The 18650-nt window shown below is 35.9% G+C and carries 15 protein-coding genes; 8 read left to right on the top strand and 7 right to left on the bottom strand.

Annotated features, from left to right (window positions below):
- Positions 1-52: 52 nt before the first annotated feature.
- From ACFOUY_RS18685 to cphA, 3 genes are all read right to left on the bottom strand, one after another.
- Entirely contained in the window at positions 53-367 is a 315-nt protein-coding gene (locus ACFOUY_RS18685) for a hypothetical protein (RefSeq protein ID WP_378962780.1), read from the bottom strand.
- A 114-nt stretch (positions 368-481) separates the two neighbouring features.
- Positions 482-796: a hypothetical protein gene (locus ACFOUY_RS18680; RefSeq protein ID WP_378962778.1), complete on the bottom strand. Its 315-nt coding sequence runs from the start codon at positions 794-796 to the stop codon at positions 482-484.
- Positions 797-1222: 426 nt separating this feature from the next.
- On the bottom strand, positions 1223-3838 hold the full coding sequence (cphA, locus tag ACFOUY_RS18675) for a cyanophycin synthetase (protein WP_378962777.1): 2616 nt from the start codon (positions 3836-3838) through the stop codon (positions 1223-1225).
- Between the two features lie 294 nt (positions 3839-4132).
- On the opposite strand from cphA, the gene ACFOUY_RS18670 reads away from it, so the two are divergent.
- From ACFOUY_RS18670 to ACFOUY_RS18655, 4 genes are all read left to right on the top strand, one after another.
- Entirely contained in the window at positions 4133-5008 is an 876-nt protein-coding gene (locus ACFOUY_RS18670; protein ID WP_378962776.1) for a cyanophycinase, read from the top strand.
- A gap of 129 nt (positions 5009-5137) precedes the next feature.
- On the top strand, positions 5138-5980 hold the full coding sequence (locus ACFOUY_RS18665; RefSeq protein ID WP_378962775.1) for an isoaspartyl peptidase/L-asparaginase: 843 nt from the start codon (positions 5138-5140) through the stop codon (positions 5978-5980).
- 44 nt (positions 5981-6024) lie between these two features.
- Positions 6025-6693 (top strand): tetratricopeptide repeat protein, encoded by a 669-nt coding sequence (locus ACFOUY_RS18660; RefSeq protein ID WP_378962774.1) that lies wholly within the window; start codon positions 6025-6027, stop codon positions 6691-6693.
- A gap of 323 nt (positions 6694-7016) precedes the next feature.
- Positions 7017-9206 carry a carboxy terminal-processing peptidase gene (locus ACFOUY_RS18655; RefSeq protein ID WP_378962773.1) on the top strand — a complete coding sequence of 730 codons (2190 nt, stop codon included), beginning with the start codon at positions 7017-7019 and terminating at the stop codon, positions 9204-9206.
- A 72-nt stretch (positions 9207-9278) separates the two neighbouring features.
- Here ACFOUY_RS18655 and ACFOUY_RS18650 read toward each other — a convergent pair whose 3' ends face one another.
- Complete coding sequence (locus ACFOUY_RS18650; protein ID WP_378962772.1) at positions 9279-10223, bottom strand: SPFH domain-containing protein; 945 nt, start codon at positions 10221-10223, stop codon at positions 9279-9281.
- Between the two features lie 91 nt (positions 10224-10314).
- Between ACFOUY_RS18650 and ACFOUY_RS18645 the strand changes: the two genes are divergently transcribed.
- Together ACFOUY_RS18645 and ACFOUY_RS18640 are read left to right on the top strand one after the other, a co-directional pair.
- Positions 10315-12357 carry a M13 family metallopeptidase gene (locus ACFOUY_RS18645; protein WP_378962769.1) on the top strand — a complete coding sequence of 681 codons (2043 nt, stop codon included), beginning with the start codon at positions 10315-10317 and terminating at the stop codon, positions 12355-12357.
- A gap of 168 nt (positions 12358-12525) precedes the next feature.
- Complete coding sequence (locus tag ACFOUY_RS18640; protein WP_056848243.1) at positions 12526-12711, top strand: hypothetical protein; 186 nt, start codon at positions 12526-12528, stop codon at positions 12709-12711.
- Positions 12712-12806: 95 nt separating this feature from the next.
- Here ACFOUY_RS18640 and ACFOUY_RS18635 read toward each other — a convergent pair whose 3' ends face one another.
- The 3 genes from ACFOUY_RS18635 to ACFOUY_RS18625 all read right to left on the bottom strand — a co-directional run bounded on the left by ACFOUY_RS18635 (position 12807) and on the right by ACFOUY_RS18625 (position 14981).
- Positions 12807-12989: a hypothetical protein gene (locus ACFOUY_RS18635; RefSeq protein ID WP_378962768.1), complete on the bottom strand. Its 183-nt coding sequence runs from the start codon at positions 12987-12989 to the stop codon at positions 12807-12809.
- A 131-nt stretch (positions 12990-13120) separates the two neighbouring features.
- Complete coding sequence (locus ACFOUY_RS18630) at positions 13121-14215, bottom strand: CapA family protein (protein WP_378962767.1); 1095 nt, start codon at positions 14213-14215, stop codon at positions 13121-13123.
- A gap of 208 nt (positions 14216-14423) precedes the next feature.
- Entirely contained in the window at positions 14424-14981 is a 558-nt protein-coding gene (locus ACFOUY_RS18625; protein WP_378962766.1) for a C40 family peptidase, read from the bottom strand.
- 786 nt (positions 14982-15767) lie between these two features.
- Here ACFOUY_RS18625 and pdhA point away from each other — a divergent pair.
- Together pdhA and ACFOUY_RS18615 are read left to right on the top strand one after the other, a co-directional pair.
- Positions 15768-16763 (top strand): pyruvate dehydrogenase (acetyl-transferring) E1 component subunit alpha, encoded by a 996-nt coding sequence (gene pdhA, locus ACFOUY_RS18620; protein WP_378962765.1) that lies wholly within the window; start codon positions 15768-15770, stop codon positions 16761-16763.
- 32 nt (positions 16764-16795) lie between these two features.
- Complete coding sequence (locus tag ACFOUY_RS18615; protein WP_378962764.1) at positions 16796-18463, top strand: pyruvate dehydrogenase complex dihydrolipoamide acetyltransferase; 1668 nt, start codon at positions 16796-16798, stop codon at positions 18461-18463.
- The last annotated feature ends 187 nt before the right edge of the window (positions 18464-18650 follow it).

The following is an 18650-nucleotide window of genomic DNA, read 5'->3' as shown; positions in this document are numbered from 1 at the left end:
AAAAGCCAGTTAAAAACTGGCTTTTCAATTAAGGTAGATGTAATTTTAGGGATTATTGAACTGGTTTACCATCTTTATCAATTTTCACAGAACCTGTTTCCGCTTCTTTTTTAACGTTGATGATAAAATATTCTTTTGCTCCTTCTTTAGCAGCCCAAGCTTCAGTTGCTGTCCAACCTTTGTAAGCATCAGATTTTAATGCGGTTGTAACTGGCTCAGGTAATTCTTCTAATTTAACCGGAGTCTTTACTACACTATCTTGAACTGCAAGGATTGCAGCATTTTTCATTGGGTTAACTTCGCTCGCTTGTACTGCTGAGAATCCTGCAAATGCTAAGAACGCAGCTGATAAAATTAATTTTTTCATGATATTTGATTTTTAAAATTTGAAACTGGTTTTAAAAGTTTCATGGTTCTAATTTAATTTTACACCGCCCGAAAGCTGTGTTTTATGTTGATTATGCCTTTTTTTTGGCAACTATTATTGAACTGGTTTACCGTCTTTGTCGATTTTCAAAGAACCTGTTTCTGCTTCTTTTTTAACATTTATGATGTAATATTCTTTTGTTCCTTCTTTAGCTGCCCAAGCTTCAGTTGCTGTCCAACCTTTGTAAGCATCAGATTTTAATGCGGTTGTAACTGGCTCAGGTAATTCTTCTAATTTAACTGGAGTTTTTACAACGCTATCTTGAACTGCAACAATTGCAGTAGTTTTTAAATCTTTTACTTCACTTGCCTGTACTGCTGAGAATCCTGCGAACGCTAAAAATGTAGCTGATAAAATGAACTTTTTCATAGTATGATTTTAAAATTTAATATGTGTAACAATACTTGCTAATGTTTCATAATAATGCCAAAGCTGATTATTATATTCAACTATCTTATTTTCAGTGTTTTAATTCTATGCCAGAAAATTAAAGTTGTGGAGTTTCTCCACATATTGGGGGGAATCACTACAGAATTTGCTGTATTTACAATGGATGCCTATATCTATAACCGTGATTTTTTTGATTTGGAAAGCAAAAACAGTAGTGATATTTAGCCTTCTTTTCGCTAATGCTTCTGCCGATGAAGAATGGGCATTCACGCATACAGATTTATTACTTCGGCCTTTGCAAAAATTAGGGTTGCAAAACGTAAAAATTTTTGATTTGAGATATCCTAAACGAAAAAAGGCTTTCCGATTTTAATCAGAAAGCCATAAACTATTTTGCAGATAAATCTAAGATTCTAGTTCTCTATCTAAATGTTCGGTAACACGCTGTATGGTGTTATCAATCGTATTACTTAAAATTGTTAAATAAGAACCTTTTTTTGCAGTTTCTATTGCAATTTGCAAACATTCTGTACTCCTGTTATTAATTATAATTTCCTTATTCGGATCTACCTCTTTGATTCCTTTTACCAATAAATCTACCAATTCTTGTTGTTGGCGACCACGCAAATATTTTTCCTGGCAAATGTAGATTTTATCGAACATTTGCGCTGAGATTCTGGCTGTTTCAACAATATCTTCATCTCGTCTATCTCCAGTTCCAGAAATTATTCCAACATGTTCTGTAGCTTCAACGCTTTGTAGGTATGATTTTACACCATTGAAACCATCAGGATTGTGGGCAAAATCAACTAGCACTTTGAAATCTTTAAATCTAAAAATATTCATTCGCCCAGGAGTATGCGCCGCCGAAGGGATAAAGGTTTCAAGAGATAAACGAATATCTTCGGGTTTATAGCCCCATAAATATGTAGCTAAGGTTGCTGCCAACACATTCTGAATCATAAAGTTTACCGAACCGCCAAAAGTTAAGGGAATGTGTGTCGCTTTATCAACCCTTAATTTCCAATCACCGGTTTTTATGGTAATAAAACCATTTTCGTAAATTGCTGCAATGCCACCTTTTTTACAATGCTCTTTAATAACCGGATTATTTTCATCCATACTAAAATAAGCAACATTGCAACGGGCATCTCTTGCAATTTTAACGCAATAACCATTATCTGCATTTAGTACTGCCCATCCTTTACGGCGTACAGCACCAATTACAACTGCTTTAACTCTAGTTAAGTCATCAAGATTATGAATGTCAGAAATGCCCAAATGATCTTCCTGGATATTTGTTACTACACCAATATCGCAAGCATTAAAACCTAAACCAGCTCTCAAAATTCCACCACGAGCCGTCTCTAAAACAGCAAATTCTACAGTTGGATCTTTGAGGATAAACTCAGCACTTACTGGTCCAGTTGTATCACCTTTCATCAGCATGGTGTTGTGCACATAAACACCATCGCTGGTGGTAAATCCTACGCGTTTTCCATTGCTACGGATAATATGTGCAATTAAACGGGTTGTGGTTGTTTTGCCGTTTGTACCCGTAACCGCAATAATTGGTATTTGTGATAGCCTTCCTTGCGGATAAAGCATATCTACTACCGATGCGGCCACATTTCTTGGTAACCCTTCGCTTGGAGCCAAATGCATTCTGAAACCTGGTGCTGCGTTAACCTCTAAAACAACGCCGCCATTTTCTGTTAGTGGTTGCGTTAAATTTTGCGCCATGATATCAATACCGCAAATATCCAAACCGATTACTCTTGAAATCCTTTCGCAAATAAAAATATTTTGCGGATGAACAATATCGGTTACATCTATTGATGTTCCTCCGGTGCTTAAATTCGCAGTAGATTTTAGATAAACAATTTCCCCTTTTTCAGGTATCGTTTCTAATGTATATTCTTTTTTGGCTAATAAATCTAAAGTATCTCTATCAACGGCGATTTCGGTGAGCACATTTTCATGCCCGTAACCACGGCGTGGATCTTCGTTTTCCTTATCAATTAATTCTAGAATCGTATGTATTCCATTTCCCCTTACGTGTGCAGGGTCGCGTTGCGCTGCAGCAACAACTTTATGGTCGATTACCAGAACACGAAAATCATAACCGGTAATAAATTTCTCTATAATTACCCGTCGTGAATAAGTTTTAGCATATTCAAAGGCTTCTCTGGCAACTTCCATCGTTTTAACGTTAATGGTTGCGCCTTTGCCGTGGTTTCCGTCAAGCGGCTTAAAAACTAGTGGAAAGCCAACTTTATCTACCGAAGCTTCTAAGTCATCAATATTAGAAATCGTAACACCAGATGCTACAGGAATTGCAGCTTCTGTTAATAAACGTTTAGTTTCTTCTTTATTACTCGCAATATCAACAGCAATACTGCTTGTTTTTTCGGTCATGGTTGCTCTAAAACGAACCTGGTTTTTACCATAACCCAACTGCACTAAAGAACTTTTATTTAGTCTAATCCATGGAATGCTTCTGCTAACCGCTTCCTGGACAATAGAACCTGTACTTGGACCAAGTGCTTCCAACTCGCGGATTTCTTTCATCCTACGGATATCATGTTCCAGATCGTATTCTTGGTTATCAATTAAAGCCTGAGCAATTTTTACAGCCGCTTCTGCCGCATAAACGCCAACTTTTTCTTCAAGATAGCTGAAAACTACATTGTAAATACCTTCGGTTTTAGTTTGGCGTGTACGTCCAAAACCGGTTTCCATTCCGGCGATTGTTTGAATTTCTAAAGCAATATGCTCTATAACATGGCCCATCCATGTTCCTTCTTTTACACGTGTAAAAAAACCGCCTTCAACACCTTTCGAGCAACGATGGGTGAACATACTAGGTAGCAATTTTTCAATACGCTCGCTAAATCCCTCAATTGTATTTGTTGGCCTTTGTTCTAAATCCTCCAAATCCAAGCGCATTTGGATTAACTTTTTGCGACTTATCGACCAAATATTCGGCCCTCGCAATACTTGTATGTTTGATATCTTCATTTAATGTTTCGTCGTTTTTTGTTAAAAAAGTGGGTTGGGATAGCCAATTTAGTTCAATTAGGAATTGTAAAATTGATGATTGTAAATTATAAATTTATTTTGAAAATTGATACTGCAAATACCTAAATCAATTTTTTGGTATAATTGTTTTATTTTCAGCCCTAAGAGCATAAGTTTTTAGGAGAAAAATTTCAACCTATGTTAATAAAGTGAATATTATTGACAAAAAAAGTCGTGTTTTTTATCATAAGCTGATATATTTGATTTTTTTGATACAATAATAATACACAGAGAATGGTTCCGAAAGGTAAACTCATCATTATAGGTGGCGCAATAAACACTGGCAGCTTTGCAGAAACGCAATTCGGATTGCCTGAAAACATGAATTTTTTTGAACGTGGAATTTTAAAAAGAATTACTACAGAATCGATAAAAGATATTGATTCGCGTTTCGAAATTATTACGACGGCTTCTTTAATGCCTGAAAAGGTTGGCGAAGAATATATAAAAGCGTACGCTCAATTAGATGTTCATAATGTAGGTGTATTAAATATTGCAAATCGAGAAGATTCGAATTCTGAAGAAAATTGCGAGCGCATAAAGGCTGCTGATGTGATTATTTTTACCGGTGGAGACCAGTTGCGTTTATCTTCTATTTTTGGCGGGACAAAAATCCATCAAATCCTTTTAGAAAAGTACAAAAACGAACTTGTAGTTATCGCAGGTACATCGGCAGGAGCTGCCGCAAGTTCAAAAAACATGATTTACCAGGGAAGCAGTAAAGACGCTTTGCTAAAAGGCGAAGTTAAAATTACTGGTGGATTAGGTTTTATCGATGATGTAATTGTTGATACGCACTTTGTTCAGCGTGGTAGAATTGGCCGTTTGTTATATGCTGCGGCAAGTAATCCAGGTATTTTAGGTATCGGTTTGGGCGAAGATACGGGGCTATTTATTTCTGATGGTCATGTTATGGAAGCCATTGGTTCTGGCATGGTTATCTTGGTAGATGGCCGCCAAATGGCTGATACAAATTTAACTGATGTTGAAATGGGACAACCGGTTTCTATCAAAAATATGGTTGTACATGTAATGTGCGATGGCGATGTTTATGATTTAACAGATCATAGTTTGATTATTCATCATCCAAAAGTTGTTCCGGCAGGATAGTATTAAGCTAAAAGCGGAAAGACTAAAGCGAAAAGCTTAAAATTGAATAAATAAGGTAGATAGCATATTTGCCAATCACTCTTGATACTCGATACTAAATCTTGATACTTACATCTCGACACTAATAAAATGAAATTGATTATACACGGTGGCTTTTTCAGTGAGTCATCTACCAATCAGGAGACAAAAAAAGCCAAGCAAGATGCATTAGCAAATATTGTTACCCTTGGTCATGAATATTTAAAAACCCACACGGCTTTAGAAACTGTTGTATATACGGTTGCTTTGTTAGAGGATAATGAACTTTTTAATGCAGGCATTGGCTCTCAGATTCAAAGTGATGGTAAAGTGCGCTTAAGTGCTGCCTTAATGGATGGTAAAACGGAAAAGTTTAGTGGTGTTATTAATTTAGAAGATGTTAAAAACCCCATCGAAATTGCTAGACACCTCTTAACTTACGATGACAGAGTTTTAAGTGGCGAAGGCGCTCAGGATTTTGCACGTAAAAATGGTTTTGAATATTTCAACCCAATTACACCACAACGCCAATCTGAATATGAAGCAAAATTAAACCAGCAAAATAATAAAGGTACAGTTGGTTGCGTGGCTTTAGATAGCGAAGGCAATCTTGCTGCGGCAACTTCTACAGGCGGTAAAGGTTTCGAAATTCCTTGTCGTGTGAGCGATTCTGCAACTGTTGCCGGCAATTATGCAAATCAATATGCAGGTATTTCTTGTACGGGCGTAGGGGAAGATATTGTTAGTGGCGCTTTAGCTGCAAAAATTGTAACCAGAGTTACCGATGGTTTCACTTTAAAAGACGCAGCTGATAAGTCATTTAAAGAGCTTAAAGCATTCGATGGCTTTGCTGGTGTGGTAGGAATTACTACTGAAGGCGAAATTTACCACTGCGATTCTCATCCCTACATGGTTTGGGCGGCTTTTGATGTTAATTTACAGGTATTTAACTAAAAATTAAATTAAAGTATTATTTTTGTTGCATGACTAAAATGGTTATGGCTTTTTTAAGCCTTTTTGCCTCCTTAAATCTTTACGCACAAAATATAGATAAGTCTGATAATCAGGAACCCGGATTAGGTGGCAGCGCTATTAATATAGCTGTGTCTAAATACGACCTTGCCGAAGGAAATAACTATTTTGAAGATGCTGAAGGCCTGGAGAAAAAAGGTGAATTTACTGAAGCCTTAACTTTATTTGGCAAGGCTGCATTCGAATTTAATGCGGTTAAAAACTTTAATCTTTATTGCCAGGCACTTATTAAAATGAGCAATATGCATTATCAGCTAGGCCGTTTTAGCGATGCAGAACAAATTTTACTTAATGTAGTTTTAAAAAACTACTCCAAAATGGGTAGTAGAGTTGGGCAAATGAATACCTACAACATTTTAGGGAAAGTTTATCTGGCTAATAATAAATACACACAATCGATGTGGTTTTACACGCAGCAAGGCATATTGGCAAAACAGCTTAAAAGCAGCACTTCATATATTGAATCTGTTTTAGGTTTAGTTCAGGTAAAGATTAAAAAGAAAGATTTTGTACTTGCTTCAAAGGATTTAAAACAAGCAGAAGCTTTAGCCAGCTCAATAAAAAGCACTCAATATAAAGCTCAGATTAAAGATGCTCGCGACGTTATCGCCAGCAAAACCTCTTCAAAAAAATAATTCTACTTTCTTAATCAGCCCCTAAAGGTTTGGTTTTCGTTTTAATAAGTCTCAAATTGTTGTGGGTTGGCTATTCTGCCACCATATGTAAAATAATTTAACACTATTTAACATACGTCTAATTTGAGTGTAATCTTATAATTCAAAACTTCTGCAAACCCTTCATTTTAAAACAAAAAGCTTACATTATCGTTATTTTGGAAGATTGATAAATAAAAACCTTTTAGTTAGATTTGATACGTTTTAAGAAGAGACGGTAATAAAGCTGTCTCTTTTTTGTTTATTTGAGAAAATGGTATCATATTGGCTATATAGAATTAGAAATGGATTTTAAATTATTTAAAGAGATGTTGAAGAGAATATTTTTTGTATTTTTTACCGCTGCAGTGCTAGCTTGCCATGCCGCTCCTAAAACACAACCTATTGTTGATGGTGTTACCAATGTGAAACCAGACGAACAACAGCAATTAGTTATTAAAGAAGTTGTTAATTTGATTGAAAGCTATAATTACAAGAAGCTAGAAATCAACGATTCTATTTCTTCCTTAATTCTTGATAAGTATATTAAGTCTCTTGATCAGGGCAAAAATTATTTTTTAGCTTCTGATATTAAAGAATTTGAAAAATACAGATACACCCTTGATGACGATTTTAAAAACGGTGATTTAAGTGGTCCATTCTTTATCTATAACGTTTACGCGAAACGCCTGAACGAATATTTCTCTTATTCTTTAGCTCAAATTAAAAACAAATTCGATTTCAACCAAACTGATTCTTATACCTACGATAGAGAGAAGATGCCCTGGGCAGCTTCTAGTACCGCGCTAAACGATACATGGAAAAAAAGAGTTAAATACGAGTTAATCAACCTTAATTTAGCAGGTACAGCACAAGCTAAAAACGTAGAAACTTTAACAAAACGTTATCAGAATCTTCAATCGCAAACGGCTAAAACTAATAATCAAGATGTATTTCAGATTTTGATGGATGCATTTACAGAATCTATTGATCCGCATACAAATTACTTTAACCCAGTAAATGCAGTTGCTTTTAACGAAGATATGTCTCGCTCTTTCGAAGGCATCGGCGCTCGTTTACAACTGGAAAACGAAGTTGTTAAAATCTCAGAAATTATCGCAGGCGGACCAGCATTCAAAGATAAACAACTTGCTCCTGGCGATAAAATTATCGCTGTGGCACAAGGTGATGGTGAGTTTGTTGACGTTGTTGGATGGAGATTAGATGCAACTGTAGCTAAAATTAAAGGCGCTAAAGGAACTAAAGTTCGCTTAAAGGTAATTCCTTCCGGAAAGGAAATGTCGTCTAAGCCTGTGATTATTTCATTGGTTCGCGATAAAATCGTTTTGGAAGAAACTTCTGCTAAGAAAAAGGTTAAAACCATTAATCAAAATGGTAAAGAATACAAAATGGGTATTATAACCTTGCCTGCTTTTTATGCAGATTTTAAAGCTGCAAATGCGGGGGATAAAAACTATAAAAGCACAACCCGTGATGTTAGAAAATTAATTGACTCTTTAAAAACTTTTGATAAAGTTGATGCCATCGTAATGGATTTACGCGGAAACGGTGGTGGTTCGTTAGTTGAAGCTATTTCGCTGACAGGTTTATTTATCGATAGAGGTCCAGTTGTACAGGTTAAAGATTTACGTAATAAAATCGAAGTTGATGAAGATGAAAACTCAGGTGTGGCCTGGGAAGGTCCATTTGGCGTAATGGTTGACCGTTTAAGTGCTTCGGCTTCTGAGATTTTTGCTGGTGCAATTCAGGATTATGGTCGTGGTATTATAATGGGTAGCCAAACTTATGGTAAAGGAACCGTTCAATCATCAATCGATTTAAATAAATTGGTGAACCCAAGCATGCTACAACGAATGGCAAGTTTAATTACCAAAAATAAAACTACAGGTACTGCTCCATCCGCTACAACTGCTGCAGATATTAATCTTGGTCAAATTAACTTGACTATGGCTAAGTTTTACAGAGTTGCTGGTAGCAGCACGCAGCATAAAGGAGTAACACCAGATGTTGTTTTCCCTTCAGTATATCCAATGGATAAAATTGGTGAAGATACAGAGCCGTCTGCATTACCTTGGGATGTGATTCCAAGCTCAAACTTTAAAGCTGTTGCCAATTTAACCGCAGTTAAGCCTAACCTGATTAAAAACAGCGAGCAACGCATTGCAAACTCTTTAGATTTTAAATATTTGAAGGAAGATATCGCAGAAATGAAAAAACGCGATGCTGAAGTTTCGGTTACCTTAAACGAAGCTAAATTAAAGGCAGAACGGGAAGCTCAGGAGGTTAAATCTTTGGCAAGAGTTAATGAATTAAGAGCGGCGAGAGGTTTGCCAGCGATTAAGAAAGGTGATAAATTAACCAAGCAAGATGCCTTCGATTTTATTGAAGATGAATCGTTACATGTAATGGGCGATTTTATGCAACAATCTGGCAACTATGTTATGAACCTTGGTTTGATGCCAACGAATAACTAGCAAAAAATATTGCTAACAAAAAGCCGCTTGAGTTTTTAAACTTAAGCGGCTTTTCTATTTGTGTAAAATAAGTTATTTATTAAGCGGAGAATTTGGCTCGTTTTGACGGTTCATTTGCATGGCCATCATTTCCTTCATGGTTTTATTCATCCCTTCGGTACTTCCATCTAAGAAGATAATATTGCCTTCGCCATATTCAGCGAATTGTTTAATTGCCTCAGTCCACATCGTGAAAAGAATCACTGAGGTGTCTAAGTTAGCTTGTTGCATCTCATGCGCTGCATTGGTCATACCCTTCGCCACCTCTTCTCTAAACAAAGCAATACCTTGTCCACGAAGCTGTGCTGCTTCACGTTCGGCCATTGCAGCAATTTTAATTGCGTTACCATCAGCTTCTGCACCCTTAGTTTTCGTGATTAATAAAGCCTGACCTTCGTTTTCTGCAGCTGCTTTTAAATTATTTGAAGCTACAACACGACTCATTGAGCGCATAATTTCTTCATCGAAAGTGATGTCGTTTAACTGTAAATCCTGTAAGTGATAACCCCAGCCATCTAAAACCTGATCGATTTGTTCCTTAACATGAAGCACAATTTCATTACGTTGTGCCAAAACATTTGCTTGTTTTTGTGTTGCTACATAAGCACGAATCGAACCTTCAATCGTTCTGATTAAAGCTTGCATTAAGTTTGTCGCATCAACAAATTTAAAGGCTACATTTTTAATGGTTTCCTCATCCTGATTAACAACAGAATATAAAAGCATGGCTTTAAAATAAACGTTCGCCTGGTCTTGAGTAACCGCTTGGAAAGATAATTCTACAGAACGATTTTGAATCGAAATGCGGGAGTAAATTTGCTCGATTAAAGGAATTTTAAAGTTCAAACCGGGCCTCAACTGTCGCTGGTATTTGCCAAAAACAGTTATTACGGCAATCGTTCCTTGTTTTACAGTTACAAAAGAACTTAAAAGGAGGATAACCGCAAAAATGATTAAAATGTAAATTGCGTATTGCATAATTAGATATTTTTTTATGAAGTTATAAAAAAAATCATACAAACTACATCTTGCTTTTTGTAGATTTACTTAACTAACTAATTTCAACAATATGAAAAAAAGTATTTTTCTTCCGGCAGCAGCCCTATTATTTTTAGCTGCCTGCCAGAACGATAAAAGCCATCAGGCTACTGAGGCAGACCAGCGTACCGTGTTTTTTGATACAGCAGGTATGGATACAACCGTAAAACCGGGGGATAATTTTTTCCTTTATGCGAATGGTAAATGGGTAAAAAACACCGAAATTCCCAAAACGGAAACTGGTTGGGGTTCATTTTATACTTTGTATAATGATAACCTTAAAAACCTAAAAGGTATTTTAGAGCATGCAGCAAAAGGAAATGCAGCAAAAGGAACAGCTGAACAAAAAGTTGGCGATTTTTATGCCAGCGGAATGGATTCAACCACTATAGAAAAGTTAGGTATCGAGCCAATCAAGCCATTACTATCGAAAATTGATGCAATTAAAAATGATAAAGATTTAATCAATTTTATTGCTGAAGGATTTAAAAATGCTGAAGGCGATTTATTAAGTTTTAGCGTAGAACCTGATGATAAGATGAGTTCAAAAAATGCTTTAATATTCTATCAATCTGGCATTAATTTACCCGAAAGAAGTTATTATCTAGATCAGGATGATAAAGCTAAAAAGATTAGAACTCAATATCAGGCATATATATCTAAAATTTTTACACTTGCAGGCGATTCAGCAAATGCAGCAAAATACGCCACTGATATATTAAAACTTGAAACCGCTTTAGCACAGTCGCACTTTACACCAGTTGAACAGCGTGACCCGCAGAAAAACTATAATAAATTTGCTGTTGCCGATTTTCAAAAGCAAATTCCTAATATCGATTTGAAAGCTGTTTTAAGCAAATTAGGTGTAAATGTTGATACAATAATTGTTCGTCAGCCGAAATATTATATTGCTTTGGCAAACCTTATAAAATCACAGCCAATTGAAATTTGGAAAGAGAAGTTAAAATTCGACGCTTTAAATGAAAGCTCGTATGCCTTAACTCAAAAGTTTAGAGATGCCAGGTTTGAGTTCTTTGATAAAACATTATCAGGACGTCAATCTCAAACAGAGCGATGGAAATCGATGGTAAATAATGCTGACAGGAACCTTGGCGATTTGCTAGGCCAGTTATATGCAGAACAATATTTTAAGCCAGAAGCTAAAAAACGTATGCTAGAGTTGGTTAATAATCTTCAGAGAGTATATGAACAACGAATTAAAAATTTAGACTGGATGAGTGCCGAAACAAAAAAGAAGGCACTTGAAAAGTTAAACGCATTTGTTAAGAAAATTGGCTACACCGATAAGTGGAAAAAATATGATGATGTAGAGATTTCTAAAAGCACATTTTTTGCAAACCTTCAATCTGCGCAAAAGAATGCTTACAAAGAAATGATAAATAAATTAGGAAAGGCAGTTGATAAAAGTGAGTGGTTTATGACTCCTCCAACGGTAAACGCTTACTATAATCCTGCATATAACGAAATTGTGTTTCCAGCAGGAATTTTACAATTTCCATTCTTTGCTTTTAATGCGGATGACGCTATCAATTATGGTGCAATTGGTGCTGTTATCGGACATGAAATGACTCATGGTTTTGATGATCAGGGTCGTCAGTACGATGCGGTTGGAAATTTAAAGGAGTGGTGGACAAAAGATGATGCAGCAAAATTTAAAACCAAAGCAGATAAAGTTGAAAAATTCTATAGCAATTTTGCTCTTCTAGATAATCAACATGTTAATGGCGCTTTAACATTGGGTGAGAATTTGGCTGATATTGGTGGTTTAAATATCGCTTACGATGCTTTCAAACTCACTGAACAAGGTAAAGGAGATAAAAAAATTGATGGTTTTACGCCTGATCAACGTTTCTTTTTAAGCTTTGCACAGGTTTGGAGAATTAAAAATAAAGATGAGCGTATGCGTATGCGTTTAAAGACAGATCCGCATAGTCCTGAAATGTTCCGTGTCAATGGACCTGTGTATAATATGGAGGCATTTTATAAAGCATTCAATGTTCCTGCAACTGCAAAAATGTACATTGCACCTGCAAACCGGTTAGGTGTTTGGTAACACGCAGATAAAATTAGGATTTATTTAAAGCCACAGATTTGCAGATTTTAATACAATCTTTAAATCTGTGGCTTTGCCTTTTTTAAGCTACTGAAATTCGATTCTAAAATTTGCAGAATTAAAACAAATGAGTAAAAACATTGTATATACATTACTAATCTAAAAAACATGAATGTAAAAAGAACTTTTGGAACCGTATTGACTATTTTAGGTATAATAGGACTAATTTATGCAGGATGGGGTTTCGTAAACCACAGTCAAGATACAAGAGGATTAATGGTTTATGGGATTATCGGTTTGATATTTTTTGTTTCGGGAATTGGCTTGGTGAAAAATACTAAGGATGAGAGTTAATCTCTTTTCCTTCTGATTGTGATTAGCTTAAACTGTAAGTCTAAACCAACACAAACAAATTGGATTTCCTTCAAATTAACTGACTTAGGTATCCATTACTTCTTTTTCTTGTGCTTAATTATTTGATATTGGCTAAACGAAACCAAACAGCCCGCTAGAATGATTATTCCCGCAGATAATAAGTTTTTTGGGTTTTGATTAATATAGTAGGCCGCTGCCAATACCAAAATCGCTGCAGCTATTCCAATGATGTAATGAAGTATCAATCCTTTTTTCATCTGTTAAAATTTATTTTCAATTGTGATCAAGCTACCACGATTTATTATCTCCATTCTGTGATTTTGCAAATCATGGTAGTTTCATAAGCTGCAAATATTCAGAAATAAATTAAAATTGATGTAACAGAAGATTAATCTTTTAAAGTGATTTTGTTGTTCTCGAATTTTAATTGATGTCCTGTAAAATCTTCGTCAGTTAGCTTTTTAACTCTTTTAAAAGCCCTGTTGCTCTCATCAATTGTTAGTTGGTTAATTTTATCTTGCTGTACAGAAGTTACATCGGCATAAAGAAAATCGCCTTTGCTATTTATTTTAAGTTGCAGCAATGGTGCAATACCATTATTTCCTTTTAAACTAAACATGCCATAGGTACAAAAGTTACCCAAACTGTAAGCGATAAACTTATTTTTGTACACTTCAACTGCACGGGCTACATGTGGTCCATGGCCTAAAACTACATCTGCACCAGCATCGATTACCCCGTGGGCAAAAGCATAAACGTTACCACGGTTTTCATTATAAAAAATTTCATTTTTACGTGTAACGTGCTCAAATCTTGCGCCTTCACCGCCACCATGAAACGATACAATAACAATATCGGCCATAGTTTTAAGTCTTGCAACCAATGCTTTTGCACTATCTATTTTATTAATTGAAACTGTATTTTCATTTGGTGCAAAAGCGCAGAAAGCATATTTTACGCTATCTTTTTCAAAAACTTCGAAAGGTTTATTTAATTGGCCTGCATAATGAATTTGCAAGGAATCAAGAATTCGGGCAGTATTTTTTCTTCCCCTTGAATCAAAATCACCCACATGATTATTCGCGATGCTTAAAACATTAAAGCCAGCCTTTTTGTAGATCCCGGCATAACGTTCCGGCATGCGGAAAGCATAGCAGTTGTTTGGATTAATGCCATTACATTTATTTGAGTTGCCAGAGTTTAAAAAACAACCTTCTAAATTTCCGAAAATAATATCGCCTTTTAACAAGCTATCTACTGCTTGAAAACTATTTACGGCATCATCTGGAGGAAGATTTGTTTTCGATGGAAATGCTGAACCAAGCATAATATCGCCAACAGCAGTTATTGAAATGGTATCCTTAATTTTTCGGATGACTGTATCAGCTTTTGCTACAGTAATAACCTGTGCATTATTACTTGTACAGCTTATTAGCAGTCCAATTGCTATTGAAGATAAAATTATGCTCTTTATTAATTTCATTGATATAATAGTTATTTTCTCTTATCGTTATTTGTGAGGCATGAAGCATCTATTTAATAGGAGAAGTTGCTTTGTGGCCTTTCAATTACGGCTGGTTAGGAATGTCTGTGCTTATCAGCAGCACAAAGTATGATAAATTTGATGCATAAAAAAATCCTCCAAAATTTCTTAAGGAGGACTGTATATTTTAATTAAAGTTAATTATAAACTATTCTACTGTAAAATCTTTCTTAAAAGATTCTAAAATACGCCCGCCCTTATAAAAGTAACGACTATAATAAGGTTCGTTTAAATTACTGATAACAACACCACGCGAACTTGATGCATGTGCAAATCTGTTATCGCCAAGGTAAATGCCAATATGAGAAATACTTCTGCTTTTAATTTTGAAGAAAACTAAATCTCCCTCTTTTAAATCTTCTTTAGACAGTGGGTCAACCATGCTAAAAATATCTCTAGAATTTCTTCTTATTGTAGTGTTGAAAACTTTATCGTAAATCGCTTTAGTAAAAGCCGAACAATCAATCCCTTTTTTTGTGTTTCCGCCGAAACTATAAGGAGTTCCAATCCATTCGTAAACAAACTTGTATAATTTTAAGTTCGAAGTCGCATCAACTGCAACACCCATAACTTGAGAGAAATACTGTGATGCAAGGTTGTCAGGGTCTGTTAATTCTTTTCCTGTTTCTTTTGTTTTTGTTTGCGCAAATGCGGCAGAGAGCGTGCAGATAGCGATTAGGGATGAAAACAAAAATTTTTTAATCATGTTATACAGTTATGTTTGGGTAATTCACTTACACAGTAACGTAAACCACATGGGCTTATTATTGAGTTTCAAAAGTATTGATTATACAAATGTTATCCAAATGTTTGTGTTAAAAAGTGAAAGTTATTAACATTTCGACAATTTGTCTTGGTTTTAAAACGACGTTTAGGCATTAAAATTATCTTCAAAAGCAGTTTTTGTTTTTGATCGTTTAAGATAGTCCTGCTCATTAATACAATCTTTTCGCGAAAGCAATCTGAACATTTTTAATGTGATCTTTTTCATTAAAGCCAAATAAATTTGAACCTGTCTAATAGTCAAAATAATTCTCCATTCTGTTGAGGCTTTAGTTTGTAGTTTGAAAAGACGATTTTACCTGTGCAAACCAAAATTATCTAAGCCCGGCAGCAGTAATTATACTTTTTTGTGTCAAAAACTTAAGTATCTAGGGAAATTTTTGAAAAAAAGATAACGTGAATGGCGGGACTGTAGTAAACAAAAAGCTTCTGCATTTGCCCTCCTGAAAATATTTATAATTAGGTAAAAATGTTAATTTACAGAATTAAATTTCCTTATAAATTGAATATGGAATTTGATAAACCGCGAAGTATAAAATCTAAAAAATCGGTGTTTTGAGAGAAATAGCCATGATTGGCGATATTTAAATGTAAAAAGAGTGTTAAATCTAGTAACAAGCTAAATAACATGATGTTTTTACACTAGAAAGTGCCAAAAATTACAATAAAAAAATTAGATTTGCTGTCGCAAAAAAACAAATACCCTAAAATGAGTGCAGTAGAAATAAATAAAGATACCTGGTTAAAGTGGTTCGAGTCGATGTTACTAATGCGTAAATTCGAAGAAAAAACCGGCCAGCTATACGGACAACAAAAAATACGTGGCTTTTGTCATTTATACATTGGACAAGAAGCTGTAGTTGCAGGTGCTATATCTGCAATGCAAAAAGGTGATTCGATGATTACAACCTACCGTGATCACGCTCATGCTTTAGCTTTAGGAGTAAGCGCTGATAGCATCATGGCAGAAATGTATGGTAAAGCTACTGGTTGTTCTAAAGGTAAAGGTGGTTCGATGCACATGTTTAGCAAAGAACATAACTTTTATGGTGGCCATGCAATTGTTGGGGGTCAGATTCCACTAGGTGCTGGTGTTGCTTTTGCAGAAAAATATAAAGGAACAGATAACGTTAATATTTGTTATATGGGTGATGGCGCTGTGCGTCAAGGCGCATTAAACGAAACTTTTAACATGGCTATGTTGTGGAAATTGCCTGTGATTTTTGTTTGCGAAAACAATGGTTATGCAATGGGTACCTCGGTACAACGTACTACAAACATGACCGATATTTATAAAATTGGTTTAGGTTTTGATATGCCATGCGCACCAGTTGATGGTATGGATCCAGTTGCTGTTCATAACGCAATGGATGAAGCTATTCAACGAGCTCGTAAAGGCGAAGGACCAACTTTCTTAGAAATGAGAACTTACCGTTACCGTGGTCATTCAATGTCTGACCCTGCAAAATATCGTACTAAAGAAGAGTTAGAAGATTATAAGGCAAAAGATCCAGTTGAACATGCAAGAGAAACTATTCTTAATGAAAAGTATGCAGATGAAGCTTGGGTTGAAGAGGTAGAAGCTAAAGTTAAGGCTATTGTAGATCAAGCTGTAAAATTTGCAGAGGAATCTCCTTGGCCAGATGCATCTGAGCTATACAAAGATGTATACAAAACGGAGAACTACCCTTACGTAATGGACTAATATTTTAAAAAGATTTCAATTAATTAGATATAATGGCTGATGTAATTAAAATGCCCAAAATGAGCGACACCATGACCGAAGGGGTTTTGGCGAAGTGGCATAAAAAAGTGGGCGATAAAGTGAAAAGCGGTGATGTTTTGGCAGAAGTAGAAACTGACAAAGCAACAATGGATATGGAATCTTACTGGGATGGTGTTCTTTTATACGTAGGTGTAGAAGAAGGTACTGCAGTTCCGGTTGATGCAATCATGGCCGTTATAGGTAAAGAAGGCGAAGATTACAAGGCGGCTTTAGAGGCTGAAAAGGGTGGTAGTGAAGCAGAAAGCGAAAAGCCTAAAGCTGAAAGTGCTGAAGCTCCGAAAGAAAAAGAGGAAGTTGCCCCTGCTCAAGGTGGTGGTTTAAGCGAAGAAGAATTAGCAGCAAAAGGCGTTACCGTAATTCGTATGCCTTTGTTAAGCGATACAATGACTGAAGGCGTAATTGCTGAATGGCATAAAAAAGTTGGCGATAAAGTTAAAGATGATGATGTTTTAGCTGATGTAGAAACCGATAAGGCTACTATGGAAGTTATGGGGTATGCAACTGGAACGTTATTGCACATTGGTGTAGAAAAAGGTTCGGCGGCAAAAGTAAACGGCATTATTGCTATAGTTGGACCAGAAGGAACTGACGTTAGTGGTATTTTGGCAGGTGGTGCTCAGAGCTCAAAGCCTAAAGCTGAAAGCGCTGATGCTCCCAAAGAAGAAGCACCAAAAGCAACTGCGGATGCAAGCGCAAGTGCTCCAGTAGCAGAAAGCTTGTCAGATAGTCGTGTAAAAGCATCTCCTTTAGCTAAAAAAATTGCTAAGGATAAAGGAATTGATTTATCGCAAGTTGCAGGTAGTGCAGAAGGTGGTCGTATCATTAAGAAAGATATCGAAAACTTTAAACCTGCTGCACAAGCGGAAAGTGGAAACGCTAAAGTGGAAAGCAATAGTGCGCCTGCTGCTGCTCCAGTTATTCCAACATTTGTTGGTGAGGTTAAATTTACAGAGCAGCCTGTTTCGCAAATGCGTAAAGTAATTGCAAAACGTTTGGCAGAAAGTTTATTTACTGCGCCACATTTCTATTTAACTGTTAGTATAGATATGGATAACGCAATGGCTGCCCGTACGGCAATCAATGCTGTTGCTCCTGTTAAAGTTTCTTTCAACGATATCGTAATTAAAGCGGTTGCTGTTGCATTGAAAAAACACCCTGCTGTTAACTCATCATGGGGTGGAGATAAAATCCGTTTCAACGAGCATACTAACATTGGTGTTGCTATGGCCGTAGAAGATGGTTTATTGGTGCCAGTTGTACGTTTTGCAGATGGTAAATCATTATCTCACATTTCTGCTGAAGTAAAAGACTTTGGCGCTAAAGCAAAAGCTAAAAAACTGCAACCAGCAGACTGGGAAGGTTCGACTTTCACCGTTTCTAACTTAGGTATGTTTGGTATTGATGAGTTTACATCAATCATAAACTCTCCTGATGGTGCAATTTTATCAGTAGGGGCTATACAAGCAGTGCCAGTTGTTAAAAATGGTGCTGTTGTTCCGGGTAACGTAATGAAATTAACTTTAGGTTGCGATCACCGTGTGGTTGATGGTGCAACTGGAGCGCAATTCTTACAAACGTTAAAAGGTTTATTAGAAGAACCAATCAGATTATTAGCTTAAATTAAGTAATTGTCGTCCTGAGCGTAGTCGAAGGATAAATATTTAAAGCCATTCCTGAAAAGGAGTGGCTTTTTTGGCTTTAAATTTCTCTTCAAAATTCGTTCTGCAGAAATCATTTCCTATCTATAGGAAGCAATTACTCATAGTTTCTGTCGCTAATTTAACACATACACTCAGATTTTTATTT

This window comes from Pedobacter jamesrossensis (assembly GCF_042650905.1).
GTDB classification, from domain to species: Bacteria; Bacteroidota; Bacteroidia; order Sphingobacteriales; family Sphingobacteriaceae; genus Pedobacter; species Pedobacter jamesrossensis.
The sequence above is the reverse complement of the archived record's forward strand: the minus strand, read 5'-3'. Positions and strand labels throughout refer to the sequence as shown.